We start from the raw sequence: 18,028 nt of genomic DNA, 5'->3' as shown, positions 1-18,028 counted from the left end.
ATGGATCGCAACATAGCAGAAACGCGCAATGGAAGGGCCGTCTTCCCGGTCAGATTCAACCGGAAAAGAGATGAAAGCCTTTATTCGTTATCCTGAAGGGAAATTTGAAGATGTCGCCACGCTTATAAAAAGCGGCATGAAATGTATTTCTCCCTGAGCGATATTTTCCCGGCCCAGGTGCGTTACGATCGGTTGCCGTAATACAATGCCTTAGCCACCACGAATAATACCAATCGCTGAAAAAATAATGCCTTACTTTCGCAACGGGAGTATTTCCGTCATCGCTTCTCTGAAATAACCCCGGCTCCTGAACGATAATAATAAATAAAAATACAGCTTATCTTAAAAGCTTATATGGACACCGACCCGATGCAAGTCGGGGCAGCTATTTTCCTGACAATGTGGTCACAAAACTATATCCGGCTTGGTGAGCCGTGATGAACATCCGCACTCTCTGGCCTCATTAGCACCATGGCTTGTTACAGCCCAGCTACTTGCCAGGTTCACAGAGAGTTGGTTCTACCTGTCAGCTTCAACGATAGCGATGGCATCATTTAAATCGTTTTTACTTCCCATTCTGAAGGGAGCCACATATTGCGGACTGATTTGTTTAACTTCATGTCCGAATTGACTGAACTGCCGTGACCAGTAATGGGCGCTGCCACAGGCTTCTGGACAATGGTTACTGAGCGATAAAAGCCATGTGTTTCTGACTTGTAAGCATTTTGTTGACCTCCTTTTCACCCTGTAGAGAAACGATATGAACCTGGAAAACTCGCTTTGCCAGATCAATTCCGATAATTTTTTCCACGGGACACCTCTTTATTTTGCGGTCGGTTTGCGCTTACAGCATGGTCCACTGAAGCCTGTATGGGGAGGTGACCATTTTATTAGCGCGGAATTTGCCAACCCTTACAGCACAAGGATTGGTGTTCCAGAGGTAAGAAATTCGGTCACCATGCGGTCTTGCGGGTCTTCACTTCTCACTGAACAGATATAATCTACAATGGGTCACTGTAGCGATATCAGACGCTACTGTTTAAAGCCAGCCTTTGGATGTCTGGCCCCCCTGACGGGCTGTGAAAAAAATGAAACAGGCTGGGTAAATGTTTTGCCAGACACTTTAAATAATTTTAATAAATTTGAAGGGTGTCGTCGGCTACCCCGGCATCGAATTAATTTTTTATTTGGTAAAAAACTGCCGCTGGCGGGATTTATTTATAAAACGCTGGCGTTGTGAGCAGGGGCGGCGGGCTTAAATCCGATAAAGATAATGGCAGTGGTAAACCTGCGTTTACAGCAACCGTGCCTGTTTGCATATGGATGGATGCCAAAAAAGTTAACCCGGCGTTGATAATCTTATATCTGATCTTCGGTGGATTTCACGATGCGTCCATGGCCTGCATCGGGGACGACAGGCCATAAGCTGAAGCCTGAAAACCGGCTGCCGTTCTGCCTGACGATGGCTGAATTTGTTGTAAATCATAACCTTTCCAGGTTAGTTTCATCACGGGGTTACTTTTATGTAAATTTTTCCTTACTGGAGGTAAGTACTTTTATGGTTAAGAAAATATTCTTCTGCGCTGTTCTGGCGGGTGTCAGCAGCTTCTCAATGGCTGCTTTAGCTGCATCATCCAATTCCCTTAATGACTATCAGGCGGTTAAGTCAGCGCTGAGCGGTGGCAAAGCCGTTACCCTGGTGACAACCTTTGACCACTGCCAGGGGCAACGCGATGGCAAACCGCGCAGTATCAAACTGGTGGGCGGTTTGCAGATCAACAGTTTTCTGATCCCTGATGATAAATACATCATTTTTTCTGATTATCATCAGCGGCTGAGTGATAAAGAAGGCGTGCCGGAAGTTGAGTTTACCCGTTATAAAATAATGCCCGATAATCATCTGGTTATTGAAACCCGGCGATACGTTCCTGCAACATCCTCCAGTAATGTCACCCACGAAGCGAACTTTTCACCTGTCAGCTGGAATTGCGAAATCGGTAGCGGTGCACAATTTTACACCGCACAGTAAAGTGGATGTGATAGCGGATAATCAGGCTGTCATCTAAATGCGCTTTTATCTTCGCGTAACCCCAGCGCTATTGCCTGGTTGTTTTTTTTTAGTAATCGCAACCAGGCAACACCTTTTTCTGGGCTGATGGTTTTTGTGCCCGAGATAGTTAATCTGGCGTATATCCGCTGAACAAAGGTGACGTGCTCAACATCGCTCAATGTGGCATTGAAATGACATTTCAGAGATGCTGACATTAAACGGCCTTGTACCGTTGCCACAGCAGCGAATGCGACGGTTTACACACATTATCAATATAAAAATTGATGCCAAAACGTTCCCCGCATCAGCGTCAATAAATTGCCGCTCAACACCGCTGCTGCAAAAATGACCAGTGGCTATCATGGTGCTTTTCACTTCTCCAGCGGTGCCGACAGACGGATGCTGAACCAACAGCACACAAGCGTATACAATAAAAACGGAATTCAGATTGATACACGTGGGCAATCGCTGACCGGGCAGGTAAGGTAAACTGTTATTGCGCGATTTACCGTTCATCACGCAAGGTGGGCGTTGTTGTTTGCGTGGGGGAAATTTATGATGTCTTTAAATGACATAAGCGGAGTAAAACTATAATGACTAAGTATGCTTTGGTGGGTGATGTTGGCGGAACCAATGCCCGCCTGGCGCTGTGTGATGTTAAGAACGGTGCCATTTCACAAGCCAAAACGTTCTCCACGGCAGATTATGACAACCTTGAAGCGGTAATCCGCTCCTATCTGGATGAGCAAAAGCAGGATATAACCGATGGTTGTATCGCTATTGCCTGTCCAATCACCGGAGACTGGGTTGAGATGACTAACCATGACTGGGCTTTCTCAACCAGCACAATGAAAGCCAGTCTCAATTTTGAACATCTGGAAATCATTAATGATTTTACCGCCGTTTCGATGGCAATCCCCATGTTGACCGCTAAGGATGTGATGCAGTTTGGCGGTAAGGAAGCGGTTAAGGATAAGCCGGTCGCGGTGTATGGTGCCGGAACCGGCCTGGGCGTCGCGCATCTGGTGCATGTTGACAAACGCTGGGTCACCCTGCCCGGCGAGGGCGGACATGTGGACTTTGCCGCTAACAGTGATGAAGAGGACCAGATCCTTGAAGTGCTGCGTGATGAGCTTGGCCATGTCTCTGTGGAACGTGTTCTGTCCGGGGCTGGTCTGGTTAATCTTTACCGGGCGATTGTGAAATCAGATGACCGGATACCGGAAAACCTTAAGCCAAAGGATGTTTCCCAGCGTGCGCTGGATGACAGCTGCACCGACTGTCGCCGTGCGCTGTCGATGTTTTGTGTCATTATGGGCCGGTTCGGGGGTAACCTTGCGCTTAATCTCGGTACCTTTGGCGGTGTCTATATCGCAGGCGGTATCGTGCCGCGTTTCCTCGAATTTTTCAAAGCGTCCGGTTTTCGTGCGGCCTTCGAAGATAAAGGGCGTTTCCGTGATTATGTCCGCGATATTCCGGTATATCTCATCACCCACGATCAGCCTGGCCTGCTGGGAGCTGGTGCTTACCTGCGCCAGACATTAGGCAGCGTGCTTTAATATTTGTCGGGTCGGCTTTTTGCGGCTGACCCTTTTTCCTGACCGCCCTTTCGCCGTTATCTGGTGGTCTTTTAAGCTGCCTGCCTCATTGTCGTTTAACCTGTCTGCCAGACCCTGATCCGATAAATCATCTTCCCCTGGAGCCTGTGCTGACGTCGGATGGCGTTGAGGTAATTAAGGAAAAACCTGGATATAAAAAGGGGATGTATTTTTCTGGCTGGGGATCCGGCCGAAATGCCCCATTCTGCCCTTGAGCCGTTATTGCCGTTATTGCCGTTATTGCCGTAGTGCGAAGCAGATGCCAACCGCCGCTGGCGGCAGCAGAGGTAGCGCCGTCATTCTGCCTGCGAGAAGGAATCACCCCGTTACAGGTGGCCAGAAGATGTTTCAGCCCGGATGAAGCCTGGAAAGAGGAAAAATTAAATATGAGGATCCCTGAATTTTCCTCTTTTCAGTCAATAAACGATTAACGCGACGGGACATCGATTACTGGCTTTCGGGCGATCGGTCAAGCGGTCAGCGGTAAATGCTGGCAGATCGCCTGTCTGCACAGTCTGCAAACGGTCGGATATTTTTCCTCTTGCCGCTATAATTGGAGTTATTATCTGTTAATTTTAATTTTTTTAAAAAATAATGCTATTTAATGACCGGTGGTGGGAAGGCAAAAAATTTTATCCTGACCTGTCGACAACACATCAGCCTGTGCGATATGTTCATAGTCGACCCGTTGGTGGTCAGCGTCGCTCGGACGGTCCGGGCGCTAACGTAAAGAGGTTTCCATGGCTGATTTCAGCGCTGCACGTCATTTTTCCCGTATTGAACGCCTTCCTCCGTATGTATTTAATATCACCGCTGAACTTAAAATGGCTGCCCGACGGCGCGGTGAAGATATTATTGATTTTAGTATGGGCAATCCAGACGGGCCCACGCCGCCGCATATTGTGGAAAAGCTCTGTGCTGTTGCGCAACGGGAAGATACCCATGGTTACTCGACGTCGCGCGGCATTCCGCGTCTGCGTCGTGCCATTTCCCGTTGGTATGCCGACCGTTATCAGGTTGATATCGACCCGGATTCTGAAGCCATTGTCACCATTGGTTCCAAAGAGGGGCTGGCACACCTGATGCTGGCGACACTGGATCATGGTGATATGGTGCTGGTACCCAACCCAAGTTATCCGATCCACATATATGGCGCGGTGATTGCCGGAGCACAGGTACGTTCTGTTCCGCTGGTCGCCGGCATTGATTTTTTTAACGAGCTGGAAAGGGCAATCCGTGAAAGCTACCCGAAGCCGAAGATGATGATCCTCGGTTTTCCTTCCAATCCGACGGCGCAATGTGTGGAGCTGGATTTCTTTGAACGGGTGATTGCGCTGGCCAAACAATATAATGTATTGGTTGTCCACGATTTGGCCTATGCCGATATTGTTTATGATGGCTGGAAGGCGCCGTCAATTATGGAAATTCCTGGTGCCCGCGATGTGGCGGTAGAATTTTTTACCCTGTCGAAAAGCTACAATATGGCGGGTTGGCGTATTGGCTTTATGGTGGGTAATAAAGCGCTGGTTGCCGCATTGGCCCGCATCAAAAGCTATCATGATTACGGTACTTTCACCCCCCTGCAGGTGGCGGCCATTGCCGCCCTTGAAGGTGACCAGCAGTGTGTACGCGACATCGCGGAGCAATATAAACGTCGCCGCGATGTACTGGTCAGGGGCCTGCACGAAGCTGGCTGGATGGTGGAGATCCCGAAAGCATCAATGTATGTCTGGGCAAAAATTCCGCATCATTATGCGGCGATGGGATCGCTGGATTTTGCCAGACATTTGTTGCAGGAAGCCAAAGTCTGCGTTTCACCGGGTATTGGCTTTGGCGACTATGGAGATACGCATGTGCGCTTTGCTCTGATTGAAAACAGCGATCGAATACGTCAGGCCGTCCGGGGAATAAAAGCGATGTTTCGTGCCGATGGTGTTCTGCCAGGTGCAGGCGGCACCCGCGAAGAACCGGTGTGATGGCAGGGGCAGGTTATCCAGCCTGCCCTGTCTCTTTTCTGTTCTACAACATCAGATAAAAAGTCCCCACCCACAGCAGCAAAATAAAAGATATTCCCATCAACGCGTACTTCACCGGATAACTCCCTGCGGCTTTTTCAGGCCTGCATTACGTAAACAGAGTGAATCAGAAGGTTTTTCCCCGCTGCTTCAGCTGGTCATGATTGGTTCATGGCATGACCGGACGTTAATCTACTGACTCCTTGCCATAAAATAAAGTCATCCCGGCCGGGAACTATCTTATTCAGGGGATTCAATTTCCGGCACCACCGACATTCCCACGCGTAAGCGGGTCAAATCTGGCTGATCGGGCTCCAGCAGGATTTTTACCGGCACACGTTGAACAATTTTGGTGTAATTTCCGGTGGCATTATCGGCGGTGATGGCGGCGAAGGTTGATCCTGTTGCCGGGGCAATGCTATCAACATGGCCACGTAGCGTAACCTCTGGCAGGGCGTCCACCTTAATGGAAACCGACTGTCCGGTATGAACATCGCCAAGCTGGGTTTCCAGGAAGTTTGCCACCACATAGCTTTGCTGTAGCGGTACGATGGACATCAGGCGCGTACCTGCCGACACCCATGCACCACGACGCGCTGAACGCTGTCCCACAAAGCCATCAGTTGGCGCGGTAATGTGGGTATAGGAGAGGTTAAGACGAGCCTGATCCACGCTGGCTTGTGACGCGGTAATATCTGCCTGAGCCTGTTTAATGCCCGCCTGTAAAACTGTTACAGCTTTTCGCGCTGCCAGTGCTGCTGCTTCACTCTGTTGCAGACCGGCAGCGGCCTCGCGCATCGCAGCGTTGGTTTTTTGCTGCTCGTCAGCGGTGGCGGTGCCGCTGACGAGCAGACGACGATAGCGCCCGGCATTCTGTTCGGCGTACTCCAGCGTGGCTTTGCTGGCAGTGACCGCAGCATCGTTTTGCGCAATGGTCGCCTGCTGTTGTTCAAACTGTGCCTGAACACTGGTCAGTTTTGCCTCACTTATCTTCAGACTGGCCTCGGCGCTTTCCAGCGCAACGCGATAATCCTGATCGTCCAGCGTTGCCACCAGCTGGCCTGCCTTTACATGCTGATTATCACTTACATTAACAAAATGAATATAGCCCGATACCTTTGGCGCGACGGAGGTGTAATCGGCTGTCACCACGGCATCTTCCGTGCGGGTCCGATCTCGTTTCATGGCTGACCAGACAAAAAGTATGGCTGCCAGCAGAAGCAATAGCAGCAAAGCCAGCGTTAATATTCTTTTTGCGGGAGTGAAACGCATGATGATTATCTCGTGGTGTATGTGCGGGGTTGAATAAGTGTCTGCGGTGGATAAACCCGCGTTGGTAACCAGAGGGTAAACAGCACCAGCAGCAGGATAAAACCAGCAATAATGAAATAAGCATCGCTGATGCTGAGGATCAGCGCCTGATGCTTAACCAGGGTGGCGAACTGGCTGAGGTTCCCGACGGAACTGACTGAACCATCCGGCAGCAGGGGCTTAAGGGAACCTGCACTGGTGGTGGTATCAGCTGTCATCAGCCAGGGCTGGTTGCCAAGTCGATCAAATATGCTGTAGGAATGAAATTTCTCCCGATGCGTCAGCATATTTTCAATCAGCGAGCCCGCCGCCACGCTGGCAAAACCCCGGACGGTATTAAACATCGCGGAGGCATACGGGCCTTCCGGTGGATGTACCACGCTGGTGGCACTCATCAGCACCGGAAGAATTAACATTGGCTGCCCCAGTGCTTGCAGTAGCTGGATACCCCAGAAGTTCTGCCGTGCCCAGTCACCGGTTATTTGCATACCGAACAGGCAGGAGAGGCACAGCAATGCCGCACCGCAGTAAAACATCCAGCGACTGTCAATCCATCGTCGGTTGAGCAAGGCGGCCATAAGCGGTGCGAGTAGCAACTGTGGCAAACCGACAGCCAGCGCCAGCGGCGCAAACTGTGCGGCACGGAAACCATCCACCTGAGCAAAATAGGCTGAAGGCAGAGCAGAACCAGACAGCGTTACCAGCAATATTCCAGCCAGTGCCAACAGCCCGTGTGACAGATTACGACGTGCCAGCAATTGCAGCCTGAACAGCGGCAGCGGGTGATACCACTCGTTGATAAAAAAGAGTATCAGCAGAATGGTTGAGGAGAGCAGCATAGCGACAATCAGCGGCGAGTTAAGCCAGTCGAGTCTTTCCCCCTGACTCAGGCTAAGGATCATCAGCGCTGTCCCGCTACAGCCTGTCAGCATACCGAACAGATCAATCTGCCTTAAGCGCTCCAGTCGTAGCGGGTCCTGCGGCAGTCCCCATGACATCAGCAGGCAGGCGACAAAAACCGGCGGTATGACCTGCCAGAATACAAACTGCCAGCCAACCGAATCGGTCCAGAAAGCGGCCAGTGAGGCGGCCATATTCGGGCCAAAGGTGGCGGTCAGCGCATAGGCTGCCAGGCCATAGAGTTTGATCCCCGGTGGCAAAAAACGCAGCGCCACGGTCATCAGTAGTGGGGGCAGGGCACCCCCAAACATACCCTGTATCACGCGAAGGGTAATAAATGACAGTGGCGTGGATGCAAAGGGTTGCAGTACAGCGGTGATGGCAAAACCAGAGGCAACCGCCAGCGCAAAACCGCGCAGTGAAAAGGTGACCGCAAACCAGGGGGCGATCACCATCGCTGCCACTTCTGCTGCCTGGCAGGCGGGGGTTATCCAGCTGGCGCTGTCGTAGTCTAACCCCACCGCCGCACGAATATCAGCCAAAGCCATGTCGGTAACCCTGTCGTTCAACCCGGAAGTCAGTGCTGCAATCAGGACGCCGATCAATCCTAACGCCAGGCGCAGGGTAAAGGGATGAGTGGCGGTGACAGGGGGATTCATAAAGTCAGTCCGGCAAGGAAAAGATGCATTTTTGATGCGATGTATTGCATGGTGGTACATGCGTCAATGATACTATCCTGCGAGCGGGTATATTGCAATGCGGTACACTGTGCCGCGAAAATGAAAAAGTGCTAACATAAGGCTCTGAAGTTAGTAAGGGAACCTTATGTCTGAATCCTCAGTCCCGCATGACTCTCAACGGAGTGGTGGAATCCAGGTCATTTCACGTGCTGCAAATATACTGAATGCGCTGGGAAAACGTCCCGATGGTATGAGCCTGGGTGAAATTGCTCAGGCCGTTGCTCTGCCGCGTTCCACCGTACAGCGTATTGTGGCCGCACTGGATTCCGTTGAGCTGGTGCGCAGCCACGGTGCGGGAGGGGTGCGTCTCGGACCGGCATTACTGCGACTGATTGCGACGGTTCACACCGATGTGGTGGCTATCGCCCAGCCCTGGTTACAGGCATTAAGTGACGCTACGGGAGAAACGGTGACGCTTGCCCGTGCCAGTGGGCTGCAACTGGCCATCGTACATTACGTGGTTGCTGAGCGTGAGTTACGGGTGGTGCCGCGTATTGGTCTTCACCTGCCGCTGTACAGCACATCCGGGGGGAAAGCATTACTGGCACTGGAAAGCGACCAACAGGCGAGGGCCATGGTGGGCGATGACTTTGAAGCGATCACCTGTTTCACGGTTAAAGACTTTCCTGAGCTGCTTATGCACTTGCAGGAGATCCGTCGCACCGGCGTCTCTTATGATCGCGGCGAAACGCTGGAGGGGATTTCCACTATCGCGGTCGCCATTGATACCATCCTGGGACGCTATTCTGTCAGTCTGCTGGTGCCTTCCGCGCGTTTTCAGCAGCATGAGGCGCTTTATCGTCAGGAGATCATAAAGTGCAAAGAGGCGTTGGTGGATGAAATAGGTAAAGTGTCTGGAGATCACTGACAGGAGGTGGAGGATGAAAAAAATTTTGCTGGCCGTGGATAATTCGGCCCTCGCCCGCAAGGTAACTTCGCTGGCGGTTGAACAGGCGAACGCGCTTGGGGCAGAGGTGATAGTAATATGCTGCATTGATGCCAGCTATGCTGCCACAACGGGAAATGCGGTTATAGAAGCTGGCGAAGATCCGGGTGATTTTGGCAGTGCGCTGGATGAACAGAACACGGCCGAGGCCGCGGTTCGTGAGGCGTTGGCGGTGCTTCAGCGGGCCGGAGTTGCTGCAACGGGCAGAGTGATGGCCGGTGAATCAGCAGAAACTATCGTTGCACTGGCCAATGAAACCGGTGCCGCAATGATCATCATGGGGCGCCGACATCTCTCTTCTTTTAATCGCCTGTTAAAAGGTTCGGTCAGTGCCGCGGTGATTGAACGTGCCAGCTGTCCGGTACTGGTGGATGTTCGGGCTGATTGACGTGATTTCCGGGCCGCTGAGGGTGGCCCTTTGTGCAGGATACCATTTTGACTTTCCTTCCAGCCCTTCTTTGTGTTCTTTTCTGCCTGTGCGCGATGTGCATTTTGACCCTGCTTCAGCAATATAAAAAAATAAGTAAGAGGTTGGCCGTACTGCTGGCCCTGATTCTCATCGCTGTTACCAGCGTTTATTACTTTGCGGTCAGGCTGCCACAGCAACAGCGGGAAGCACGTCTTGAGGCGGCACGACTGCATTTTGCGACGCTACCGGTTTACCGCACAATAAAAACGCAGCAGCCGGCGCTGTATCAGACGCTGCTTCATGAGTATCTGCCAGCGGTAGCCAGTGGAGAGAGTGATACGCTTGCGCAGGCGAATTTGCGCCCAATGTTGAGTGAACTGCTAAGCCAGCGTATCAGCTATGCCAGCAGTGAAGCGCTCAATCGTTACATGCAGGTGTCGCTGGAACAGATGAAAGTGTTACGAAAAGAAAATAACGAACTGTGCTTTAAGTTTTTGTTTCCGCAGGTCAGTGGTGGTATCGATAGCAGTAAAACCTTCCCTGCCGCACTGCGTGAAAGAGAAATGATGGCAATAGATTATTTTTTGCAACACAGTCATGGTGCTGAACAAACCGGCGATGCTGACCGCTATCGGGCGGATTTACAAAATATAGTACGCAAGCTGTACGGCAAATGGGGCAGCGATCTGCAAATAATGAACGCACCGGCAGAAGCGGGTGCTGATAAAATAAAACTCTGTGAAATGACTATCGATCTTTATCAATCGGTCCTTGCGCTTCCGGCGAATAATTCGGCAGGCGTATTACGTATTATTCTTGATGGAAATACCCGTTAAACATAAAAAAAGCCCGCTCGCCGCGGGCATAACTTATTGTTATAATTAAAAAACCTGGTGTTTTGCAGTAGTATCGCTGTGGATGTATTAAATAATACATTGTGCTGAAAAACATGCCAGATGGTTTTATTAATCGATTCAATTGGCAAAAATTTACATCCTCTTTGTAAAAAATGTGCAAATGAGGTTTTTTCCGATGGTGGAACGAAACTGGATTGTTATGATGCCGCCTGCGGAGAAAGGAGGAAAAAATGAATAAGATAATCACTGGTGCATTGTTGCTGAACATGGTGCTGTTGAGTGGTTGCACGTCCAGTAAACCGGGTGCATTTGAAAAAGTCGATGAGGATCGGGCAGTAAACACGGTACAATATCGTTTCAATCCAACGCTGGTAAATAAAACTGCAATGCAACAGGACGTCCAGCGTTATTGTACAGAGCGGGGATTTGATAAAGTCGAACCCATAAAGCCACAGGAAAGTCGTATACCCGGATTAATGAAAGCCTGGTACCAGTGTAATTACAGTATTAAAAGTTAAAAACAGAACGGGCGGGAAAATTCCCACCCAGTTGTTTTCTTATTATTGCTGTATGCAGACTTTGCCCGGTTAGGCGCGGATCCATTCACGCCAGAATTCTTTCATTACCAGCGGTCCGGCCCGTGCCGGTGACCATCGTCATAACCGCGATGTGGGCCGCCGTGGTAACCCCCACCGTGGTGCCATCCCGGACCACCGCGATAGCCATCGTGGATGATACAGCCACTCAGCATTATTATTACACTCAGAACAGTTGCTGCTTTGATTAATTTTTTCATCGTTGACGCTCCTGCACTTTTTCAATGACTACGACAATATAATTAAATAGTGGAGGAATAATGCCGCTTTTGTAGATTTATTTTGACAGATATTTCAAAATAATTCATGGAGAGTGATTTAATTTTTTTATTATAAAAATAAATAAGAAAATACTGAAATAAAAGTCAATGTGCATAGAATGTTCTTAATTTTCACTTTTGCGAAAGAATATAAATCCTGCCGTTAAACCAATTATCATCCCTGCAAGTCCTCATTTTTGCAGTAAACTCAGTTTGGTCATTTAACGTCGGGGGGATTTATGCGTTATCAGGTTAACAACGTGCTGGCGGCTCAGGCCGAGCTTGGAGAATGCCCGGTCTGGTCAGTTAAAGAGCAGGCACTCTATTTTATCGATATCCTCGCGCCGGCACTTCACCGGTTTGAGCCTCACAGTGGTGAACATCGCATCATGCCCGTGGCGGAACATATCGGCTGTTTTGGCCTGATGGAGCAGGGCGGTTTTGTTGCGGCGCTTCGCAGCGGTGTCTGCATGCTGGATAGCGACGGCAGGATTGTCCAGCGCATCGCCCCTAACCCCGGTGAAGCAGCGCGTAGCCGGTTCAACGATGGCCGTGTTGACCGGTTTGGTCGTTTCTGGTGCGGCAGCCTGTGGGAACCACAGGATTGTAATGGCGGCAAGTTGTGCCGTCTTGATCAGCATCTCAATCTGACCGTGCAGGCAGACGATATTATGATTTCCAACGGGCTGGCTTTTTCACCGGACAGTCGCTGGATGTATCACGCAGATACGCCTAACGGCGTTCTTTATCGTTATCCAATGGACGAACAGGGAGAGATCGGCCAACGTGAAGTGCTACAACGTTTTGTACAACCACAGGGAGGTGCTCCCGATGGTGCAGCGGTTGACAGTGAAGGCTTCTACTGGGCAGCCATGTTTGACGGCTCAAGGGTTATCCGACTCAATCCGGCGAACGGCGACATCGTGGATGAAATTCCTTTGCCGGTGCGCTGGCCAACGATGGTTGCCTTTGGCGGCGCGGATCTGAAGACGCTGTACATTACCAGTTCACGCGAAGGACGTACCCTGGCAGAGCTGGCAGCGTTTCCTCAGTCCGGGGATGTTTTTGCTGTGCGTGTGGCGGTTGCAGGCATTGCCGAACCGCTGTTTCACCATCGCCAGCCCATCGCATAGTACAGCGGACAACATCGTCCGCCGTAGGCGGTTTTACGCGCCCGGAGCAAGGCGCATGTTGCGTAAGTCGTTGCCGGTCGGTGTCTGATGAACTCTCAGGCCAAATTCCGGTAGCACGGCGAAAATATGGTCGAAAATATCAGACTGGATTTTTTCATATTCCAGCCAGACGGTGGTATTGGTAAAAACATAAATTTCAACGGGCAGACCTTCAGAACCGGGGGCGAGTTGGCGAACCATCAGCGTCATCCCTTTGTGTGTTTGCGGGTGTGCCCTTAGCCAGGCTTCCAGCCAGGCACGGAACGTACCGATATTGGTCATTCTGCGGCCGTTAAGCGGCGTGCTGAGATCGCAGTTCAGTCCGGCATTCCACGCGGAAACTTCTTCCTGTTTTCCTTGCAGATATGGCGTCAGCAGTTGCGCACGCTGTAGGGCGGCGATGTCCTGTTCGTTGAGGAAGCGAATGCTGGTGGCATCAATGTTGATACTGCGTTTAATACGGCGGCCACCCGATTCTGACATCGCCTGCCAGTTTTTAAACGAATCTGAAATCAGTACGTAGGTTGGTATGGTGGTAATGGTGTTATCCCAGTTACGCACTTTTACCGTGGTCAGGCCAATATCCACCACCGAGCCATCTGCGCCGTATTTCGGCATTTCAAGCCAGTCACCTAACCTGAGCATGCTGTTAGCCGAAAGCTGTATTCCGGCCACCAGACCAAGGATTGGGTCTTTGAACACCAGCATCAGTACAGCGGTCATGGCGCCCAGACCGGTCAGTAATACCAGCGGCGATTTGCCGATCAGCACAGAAATAATCATCAAGGCGATAAGCAGAGCGGCGATCAGTTTCAGGCTCTGGAAGATGCCACGTAGTGGCAGCTGCGTTGCGAACACGCTGCTTTCTGACAGCGTCAGGACAAGATCCAGCAATGAGAAAAACATCAGCAGGCTGAAAATCATCATCCATACCTGGCTTATCACCATCAGTATGCTGAAGACGGGTTCATGTCCCTGCAAAAATGCCTCCAGCTGAATCTGCAAAAGTATACCCTGCAACAGCAGTGCGAAGCGGCTAAACAGCTTGCTGTCAAAAATGACCTGTGGCCAGTGTCGCGAAGATTTTGCAGCAAACTGGCGAAGAAAAGGAAGCACGGCACGATGCAGTAAACCGTGGACAATAAGTGAGATAAATAAAATGATACCAAGAAGAGTAAGCAGCGCAATCAGCGATGCGTAAGGTAAATCGAAGGTGTTAAATCTGTCAAAAATATACTGATACATCTGTTTCTGTTCCCTGTGTTAATGCTGTTCCAGTCGATGACCGGCTCCTTTGCGAAGCCGGAGCGGCAAGGAAAGCGTGGCAGAAAGCATAAAATCAAACGGCCCAGCCGTTAACTTTTTGGCGGGTTACCTGGGCGAAGAGGCGGTTTCAGCATGGTCTCATGCTGCGCCGGTAACGGGAAAGGGTGCCTGCTGGTAAAAGACATTACCTGGGCTGAAGTAAGTCTGGCGTATTTTCATGGTTGCCTCCCGGAGGGGTAAAGACAACCTGAATCATTAAGCAGGGCGAACAGTATCGGATCTTTACTGCTTGTCCGCAGCTTGTCTACTGAATGTAGCTGCGGATGGCATCGGCAATCGCTTTATTGGCAGCTCGCCCGTCACGATGTTCTGCATCTTCTGCCACTTTTTGCAGATATTTATTCAGTTTACCGCCCGTCGGTACGTTACCGTAAGCAATCAACATCTGCACGATGTGCCTCAGCGCGAGGACTTCCACGGTCAGCCTTTCAACGACGGCCTCTTTATCTGGCATACGTTTGCTCCACTACCAATCTGATTTATATCTCTCAGTCTAGTGTAAAAGTGCAGATATCAATCAGAGGAATAGAACAAAAAAACAACCTTAAATTGGCAGGCATCCTGTTCAGGACAGGTACAGAACCGCACCTGGCCTACTCAGCAGATGAAACAGCTCATCTGCGCTGCATTGTGAAACGTCCTGATGTTCCGTTGCCGTACGGTATATCAGTATCCTGATTCGCTTGAGCTGAAGCCAGACAAGGATAGCGGACACAATCAGCGAGCAGCTATGATCGCTATGGATGCAAAGCAACGTGTAGTGCCATTCTTCATCCAGCTCATTGGAGAAAAACTGCACTGATTCAGCGGGTAGCAGCGCACGGATATCTGCCAGCAGATACTTGCCGACACCGAGGGTGAGTCTGAGGGTAAAGGTTTTCAGCATCCGTACAAATCCCTGTTGGAGTGAGTAAAAAGCTATTTTAATGCATCGGGGTTGATGTTCAATGCTTTATACTTACCGTAAATTTGGCTTTATACCAGAGAAAGTCGTTTTGGTGCCGGCGATAAAAATGGAGATAGCGGATGAAAAAAATCATTTTAATGCTGTTTGCAACAGCGATAGCGGGTTGTTCTGCTCAGATCGAAAAGCCAGCCGGGCGGCCCAAAATCGGTATGTCAAATCCGGCTTCTGAATGGTGTATTAAGCAGGGCGGCAGGCTGGATATAGTTAGCCAGGAGCGGGGGCAGTCAGGATACTGCACCCTGCCGGATGGTGAGCGGGTTGAGGAATGGATGTTATATCGCCGTGACCATGGATAATGTTTATCGTTGTGTAGCCGCTGGCATTCTTCACAGATAGCGATAAACGGTGTGCGCGGGGCATTCTGTCTTTTTTACGCATCCTGTGTGGTGGGCTGCGGCAGTCAGGTCTTGCTGAGGCTGTAACTCTTGACTTTGCCGTTATCCAGCTGCACCGTCAGCGTCTTGCCATCGGTGGTACTCATGGCATTAGCTTTACTGTAAGACCACATCATTAAGCTGTGGTTTTCAGGATAAGGTGTTTCAGAAGTGGGTTGTCCGAACAACGAAATCAGCTGCTGACGCGTTGTGGTGCCGTACTGAATTTTAGCGAGTTTTGCATCGTCAAAATTTACGCCGGATGAAGATGAACAGCCACCAAGCCCCAGGAGTACAATAAACGCGCAGAAATGTTTTTTCATTCTCACACCATCTCAAATTGAATCTGACTATAGTATCAGAAAGACGGTCTCTTACACGGTTAACCACGGGAAAGCCGCATCTTCTTTATCGACTTCAGTGAGAAACGTTAAAAAAAGAGCGATATTTCCCCGCCATAGATACCCTGAACCCGTGATGGCTGTTAAGACTCAAATGATCCTTATCAGGCTCCCGGCAGGCAGCCGAAATTCTCTTGGCACTGCAGTTATAAGGGCCAACCCGTTATGATAATGCCTGAGGTGCTGGTCCTTAAACGTGTTTTGCATAAACTGAATATCAGCGATGCTCTGGATTTCGTCGGATTGTATTACACGGCTGAACCAGGCATCTTCCTGAGGCTCGTAAGCGCGCAGAATAAACGGGATAAGATATGACAGAGAATGCGTCCCGGCTGTTATTGAAAGAGAAAGGTTTTGATACGCCGGTGTTGGTGTTGGTTGTGCGTGAGGTTGACACCGGGCTTCAACAGCACACACACCCTTTTAAAGCAATGGCACTGATCCTCGAAGGTGATATTACCATTGGTAAAAATAACGATAAAACCACCGATCTACCCGGCGATGTTTTCCACTTGCTTGCCAGGCAACCACATCATGAATCTTTTGGAAATAGGGAGATAAAATGTTTGTCTGGTCGCTAAGGATGATACAGAACGGGTGTCACAAATGGTGGTGCTGCCCGAGCGTAATCAAAAACTGATCAAATAGAAAATTTTCTGCAAGCGGACTGGATAAATTCTGCTAAACAGTTGACAGACTATGAAGCATTTTCGTCAGTTCCTCCGTGTTGCATAACGATTTTGTTATTAAGTTGATACCAGCGCAGTACTGTCATCAGCTCTTTGCAGGACATATGAACATCTGACAGACGGTGTAGATCTCTGCTGCACTGATAATGATGCATTAATCATTGACGGGTGCATGGCCCGACTGAAACAGAAGCGACCGAACGAGTATGACCTGTTATTTAGCCATTACGTTAAAGGCATTTCAAAGCGGGCGCTGGGAAGAAAGCTGAAGCTGTCAGAGGGCATGATCAGGATTAAGTTTCAGATGGCGGAAGGGTTTGTAGAGGGTTGTTTGTCTATGCCTGATGTGCGCCTGGAGATGGACAGTAAATAGAGAAATAAAGCCCACAACGTGGGCTTATTCACGTTTACCATTTCTGATTTGTAAATCAGGCAAGAAAATACCTCTCATTAATAAATCTAGCTAAAACCATTAATACAACGAAAATACAGGAGTATGCATATACAAGTGTAACTCTGTAATACAAATGCATCCATTTATAAAGTTCGTGGGGGATACCATCAAAAAAGTTGTATACATTTTTGTTTTTATACCACATGAAAACAGGTTTTTTCTTTTTTAACAGGCATAAAAAGTAATAAACCAGGGTAAAGGAACCAAAAAAACCAAATAGCGAATGAAAATGGTATGGGGTATAAAATAAAAAACGATTATTATGGTATAAGTCAATGAGCCTGTTATATCTCTTTTTGTTTGCGCCGAAATGAAAGAAAAGAAAAATGAAACATACAGCACACACCCACACAGCAGCTAAACCCAAATAAGAAAATATAAGCGACATACTTTTAATCCTTGATAAAATAATCAATTATTTTGTTACCGGCAGAGCTTCCAATCGCTCCACCAGCCGCCGCCCCAACAACAGCACATGCTAAACCGCCAACACCGCCAGCGGGTGCTGTAATGATACCCAGACCAACGCAGGTTGCACCGCCCAGCGTTGCTCCCAACGCCCCGCCGCCGGTTCCCATTGCTGTAGATATTACAGGCTCTGAAAGTTATGTTTAGCTTTTTAAGCCCACGCTGTTGTGGGCTGTTTAATTAGCTGCTTTACAGGGAGAATCTGTTTATCAGATTCAGGGATGCGCCTAAGATAGCTATTATTGCGCAACAAACTGAACTGGTCATAAATGAGTAGTATAAAGCAGCTATCCATCCTGACAGCTTATGATTTCCGTTTTCGAAAAAATCATACGCTTCACTGTCTCTGTCCAGGAAAAAAACTCTCTTTTTTTCATTAACATAAGGAAGAAGTATGCCATAGGTCCAGCGCCAAAGAATCCCACCAGGCAGTGAAACGAGTATGGGGCGGGAAATGTATATTTCTTTTGAAACTCATCAAGAAGTCTGTAATAT

At 49.5% G+C, this 18,028-nt stretch carries 19 protein-coding genes and 2 pseudogenes; 12 read left to right on the top strand and 9 right to left on the bottom strand.

The features are described 5' to 3' along the window. Window positions 1-28: 28 nt before the first annotated feature. The gene (locus EB241_RS21720) at window positions 29-157 is read left to right on the top strand and encodes a hypothetical protein (protein WP_267431826.1); all 129 of its coding nucleotides are present in this window, start codon (window positions 29-31) and stop codon (window positions 155-157) included. A 371-nt stretch (window positions 158-528) separates the two neighbouring features. Here the strand turns inward: EB241_RS21720 and EB241_RS21245 are convergent. Further along, window positions 529-675 (bottom strand): annotated as a pseudogene (locus tag EB241_RS21245) (IS110 family transposase); the annotation flags it as partial. Window positions 676-1,558: 883 nt separating this feature from the next. Between EB241_RS21245 and EB241_RS01545 the strand changes: the two are divergent. The 3 genes from EB241_RS01545 (at window position 1,559) to alaC (ending at window position 5,624) form a co-directional block, all read left to right on the top strand. After that, window positions 1,559-2,029: a VirK family protein gene (locus EB241_RS01545; protein WP_124231464.1), complete on the top strand. Its 471-nt coding sequence runs from the start codon at window positions 1,559-1,561 to the stop codon at window positions 2,027-2,029. A 614-nt stretch (window positions 2,030-2,643) separates the two neighbouring features. Continuing rightward, complete coding sequence (gene glk / locus EB241_RS01540) at window positions 2,644-3,609, top strand: glucokinase (protein WP_124231463.1); 966 nt, start codon at window positions 2,644-2,646, stop codon at window positions 3,607-3,609. Window positions 3,610-4,388: 779 nt separating this feature from the next. Then, complete coding sequence (gene alaC / locus EB241_RS01535) at window positions 4,389-5,624, top strand: alanine transaminase (RefSeq protein ID WP_124231462.1); 1,236 nt, start codon at window positions 4,389-4,391, stop codon at window positions 5,622-5,624. A 43-nt stretch (window positions 5,625-5,667) separates the two neighbouring features. Here the strand turns inward: alaC and ypdK are convergent, their stop codons facing one another. From ypdK to EB241_RS01520, 3 genes are all read right to left on the bottom strand, one after another. Then, window positions 5,668-5,739 carry a membrane protein YpdK gene (gene ypdK / locus EB241_RS01530; protein WP_124231669.1) on the bottom strand — a complete coding sequence of 24 codons (72 nt, stop codon included), beginning with the start codon at window positions 5,737-5,739 and terminating at the stop codon, window positions 5,668-5,670. Between the two features lie 164 nt (window positions 5,740-5,903). Next, window positions 5,904-6,935 carry an HlyD family secretion protein gene (locus EB241_RS01525; protein ID WP_124231461.1) on the bottom strand — a complete coding sequence of 344 codons (1,032 nt, stop codon included), beginning with the start codon at window positions 6,933-6,935 and terminating at the stop codon, window positions 5,904-5,906. A 5-nt stretch (window positions 6,936-6,940) separates the two neighbouring features. Beyond that, a complete protein-coding gene (locus tag EB241_RS01520; protein WP_124231460.1) occupies window positions 6,941-8,533 on the bottom strand; it encodes an MFS transporter in 1,593 nt (530 codons plus the stop codon). Between the two features lie 166 nt (window positions 8,534-8,699). Here EB241_RS01520 and EB241_RS01515 point away from each other — a divergent pair, with 166 nt between their 5' ends. The 4 genes from EB241_RS01515 (at window position 8,700) to EB241_RS01500 (ending at window position 11,344) form a co-directional block, all read left to right on the top strand. Beyond that, the gene (locus EB241_RS01515) at window positions 8,700-9,482 is read left to right on the top strand and encodes an IclR family transcriptional regulator (protein ID WP_124231459.1); all 783 of its coding nucleotides are present in this window, start codon (window positions 8,700-8,702) and stop codon (window positions 9,480-9,482) included. Window positions 9,483-9,495: 13 nt separating this feature from the next. Beyond that, entirely contained in the window at window positions 9,496-9,948 is a 453-nt protein-coding gene (locus tag EB241_RS01510; protein WP_124231458.1) for a universal stress protein, read from the top strand. 95 nt (window positions 9,949-10,043) lie between these two features. Then, window positions 10,044-10,805, top strand: a complete 762-nt coding sequence (locus EB241_RS01505) for a hypothetical protein (protein WP_233592510.1) — start codon at window positions 10,044-10,046, stop codon at window positions 10,803-10,805. A 251-nt stretch (window positions 10,806-11,056) separates the two neighbouring features. Then, on the top strand, window positions 11,057-11,344 hold the full coding sequence (locus EB241_RS01500) for a hypothetical protein (protein ID WP_124231456.1): 288 nt from the start codon (window positions 11,057-11,059) through the stop codon (window positions 11,342-11,344). A gap of 104 nt (window positions 11,345-11,448) precedes the next feature. Here the strand turns inward: EB241_RS01500 and EB241_RS21020 are convergent, their stop codons facing one another. Further along, window positions 11,449-11,622, bottom strand: coding sequence for a hypothetical protein (locus EB241_RS21020; RefSeq protein ID WP_199737286.1), 174 nt, complete (start codon window positions 11,620-11,622; stop codon window positions 11,449-11,451). A gap of 299 nt (window positions 11,623-11,921) precedes the next feature. Between EB241_RS21020 and EB241_RS01495 the strand changes: the two genes are divergently transcribed. Next, the gene (locus tag EB241_RS01495) at window positions 11,922-12,815 is read left to right on the top strand and encodes an SMP-30/gluconolactonase/LRE family protein (RefSeq protein WP_124231455.1); all 894 of its coding nucleotides are present in this window, start codon (window positions 11,922-11,924) and stop codon (window positions 12,813-12,815) included. A 33-nt stretch (window positions 12,816-12,848) separates the two neighbouring features. Here the strand turns inward: EB241_RS01495 and EB241_RS01490 are convergent, their stop codons facing one another. From EB241_RS01490 to EB241_RS01480, 3 genes are all read right to left on the bottom strand, one after another. Beyond that, window positions 12,849-14,099, bottom strand: a complete 1,251-nt coding sequence (locus tag EB241_RS01490; RefSeq protein ID WP_124231454.1) for a mechanosensitive ion channel family protein — start codon at window positions 14,097-14,099, stop codon at window positions 12,849-12,851. A gap of 325 nt (window positions 14,100-14,424) precedes the next feature. After that, entirely contained in the window at window positions 14,425-14,634 is a 210-nt protein-coding gene (locus tag EB241_RS01485; RefSeq protein ID WP_016190100.1) for a hypothetical protein, read from the bottom strand. A gap of 111 nt (window positions 14,635-14,745) precedes the next feature. Continuing rightward, complete coding sequence (locus EB241_RS01480) at window positions 14,746-15,066, bottom strand: hypothetical protein (protein WP_124231453.1); 321 nt, start codon at window positions 15,064-15,066, stop codon at window positions 14,746-14,748. Window positions 15,067-15,206: 140 nt separating this feature from the next. Between EB241_RS01480 and EB241_RS01475 the strand changes: the two genes are divergently transcribed. Beyond that, window positions 15,207-15,443, top strand: coding sequence for a putative hemolysin (locus EB241_RS01475; RefSeq protein WP_124231452.1), 237 nt, complete (start codon window positions 15,207-15,209; stop codon window positions 15,441-15,443). A 104-nt stretch (window positions 15,444-15,547) separates the two neighbouring features. On the opposite strand, the gene EB241_RS01470 is transcribed toward EB241_RS01475, so the two are convergent. Next, on the bottom strand, window positions 15,548-15,844 hold the full coding sequence (locus EB241_RS01470) for a hypothetical protein (protein ID WP_124231451.1): 297 nt from the start codon (window positions 15,842-15,844) through the stop codon (window positions 15,548-15,550). A 389-nt stretch (window positions 15,845-16,233) separates the two neighbouring features. Here EB241_RS01470 and EB241_RS01465 point away from each other — a divergent pair, with 389 nt between their 5' ends. Then, window positions 16,234-16,503 (top strand): cupin domain-containing protein, encoded by a 270-nt coding sequence (locus EB241_RS01465; protein WP_124231450.1) that lies wholly within the window; start codon window positions 16,234-16,236, stop codon window positions 16,501-16,503. A 238-nt stretch (window positions 16,504-16,741) separates the two neighbouring features. Continuing rightward, window positions 16,742-16,984: pseudogene (locus EB241_RS01460) on the top strand (antiterminator Q family protein); the annotation flags it as partial. Between the last annotated feature and the right edge of the window lie 1,044 nt (window positions 16,985-18,028).

Source organism: Erwinia psidii (assembly GCF_003846135.1).
Classification (GTDB): Bacteria; Pseudomonadota; Gammaproteobacteria; order Enterobacterales; family Enterobacteriaceae; genus Erwinia; species Erwinia psidii.
This window is presented reverse-complemented; position numbering and strand designations above follow the sequence as displayed.

Bases quoted from the DNA above. Each gene is read 5' to 3' on its own strand.
- EB241_RS01500 (WP_124231456.1), top strand. From the start codon at position 11,057: ATGAATAAGATAATCACTGGTGCATTGTTGCTGAACATGGTGCTGTTG.
- EB241_RS01495 (WP_124231455.1), top strand. From the start codon at position 11,922: ATGCGTTATCAGGTTAACAACGTGCTGGCGGCTCAGGCCGAGCTTGGA.
- EB241_RS01470 (WP_124231451.1), bottom strand. From the start codon at position 15,844: ATGAAAAAACATTTCTGCGCGTTTATTGTACTCCTGGGGCTTGGTGGC.
- EB241_RS01525 (WP_124231461.1), bottom strand. From the start codon at position 6,935: ATGCGTTTCACTCCCGCAAAAAGAATATTAACGCTGGCTTTGCTGCTA.
- EB241_RS01465 (WP_124231450.1), top strand. From the start codon at position 16,234: ATGACAGAGAATGCGTCCCGGCTGTTATTGAAAGAGAAAGGTTTTGAT.
- EB241_RS01480 (WP_124231453.1), bottom strand. From the start codon at position 15,066: ATGCTGAAAACCTTTACCCTCAGACTCACCCTCGGTGTCGGCAAGTAT.
- EB241_RS01520 (WP_124231460.1), bottom strand. From the start codon at position 8,533: ATGAATCCCCCTGTCACCGCCACTCATCCCTTTACCCTGCGCCTGGCG.
- EB241_RS01545 (WP_124231464.1), top strand. From the start codon at position 1,559: ATGGTTAAGAAAATATTCTTCTGCGCTGTTCTGGCGGGTGTCAGCAGC.
- EB241_RS01490 (WP_124231454.1), bottom strand. From the start codon at position 14,099: ATGTATCAGTATATTTTTGACAGATTTAACACCTTCGATTTACCTTAC.
- EB241_RS01515 (WP_124231459.1), top strand. From the start codon at position 8,700: ATGTCTGAATCCTCAGTCCCGCATGACTCTCAACGGAGTGGTGGAATC.
- glk (WP_124231463.1), top strand. From the start codon at position 2,644: ATGACTAAGTATGCTTTGGTGGGTGATGTTGGCGGAACCAATGCCCGC.
- EB241_RS01475 (WP_124231452.1), top strand. From the start codon at position 15,207: ATGAAAAAAATCATTTTAATGCTGTTTGCAACAGCGATAGCGGGTTGT.
- EB241_RS21020 (WP_199737286.1), bottom strand. From the start codon at position 11,622: ATGAAAAAATTAATCAAAGCAGCAACTGTTCTGAGTGTAATAATAATG.
- alaC (WP_124231462.1), top strand. From the start codon at position 4,389: ATGGCTGATTTCAGCGCTGCACGTCATTTTTCCCGTATTGAACGCCTT.
- EB241_RS01505 (WP_233592510.1), top strand. From the start codon at position 10,044: ATGTGCATTTTGACCCTGCTTCAGCAATATAAAAAAATAAGTAAGAGG.
- EB241_RS21720 (WP_267431826.1), top strand. From the start codon at position 29: ATGGAAGGGCCGTCTTCCCGGTCAGATTCAACCGGAAAAGAGATGAAA.
- EB241_RS01485 (WP_016190100.1), bottom strand. From the start codon at position 14,634: ATGCCAGATAAAGAGGCCGTCGTTGAAAGGCTGACCGTGGAAGTCCTC.
- EB241_RS01510 (WP_124231458.1), top strand. From the start codon at position 9,496: ATGAAAAAAATTTTGCTGGCCGTGGATAATTCGGCCCTCGCCCGCAAG.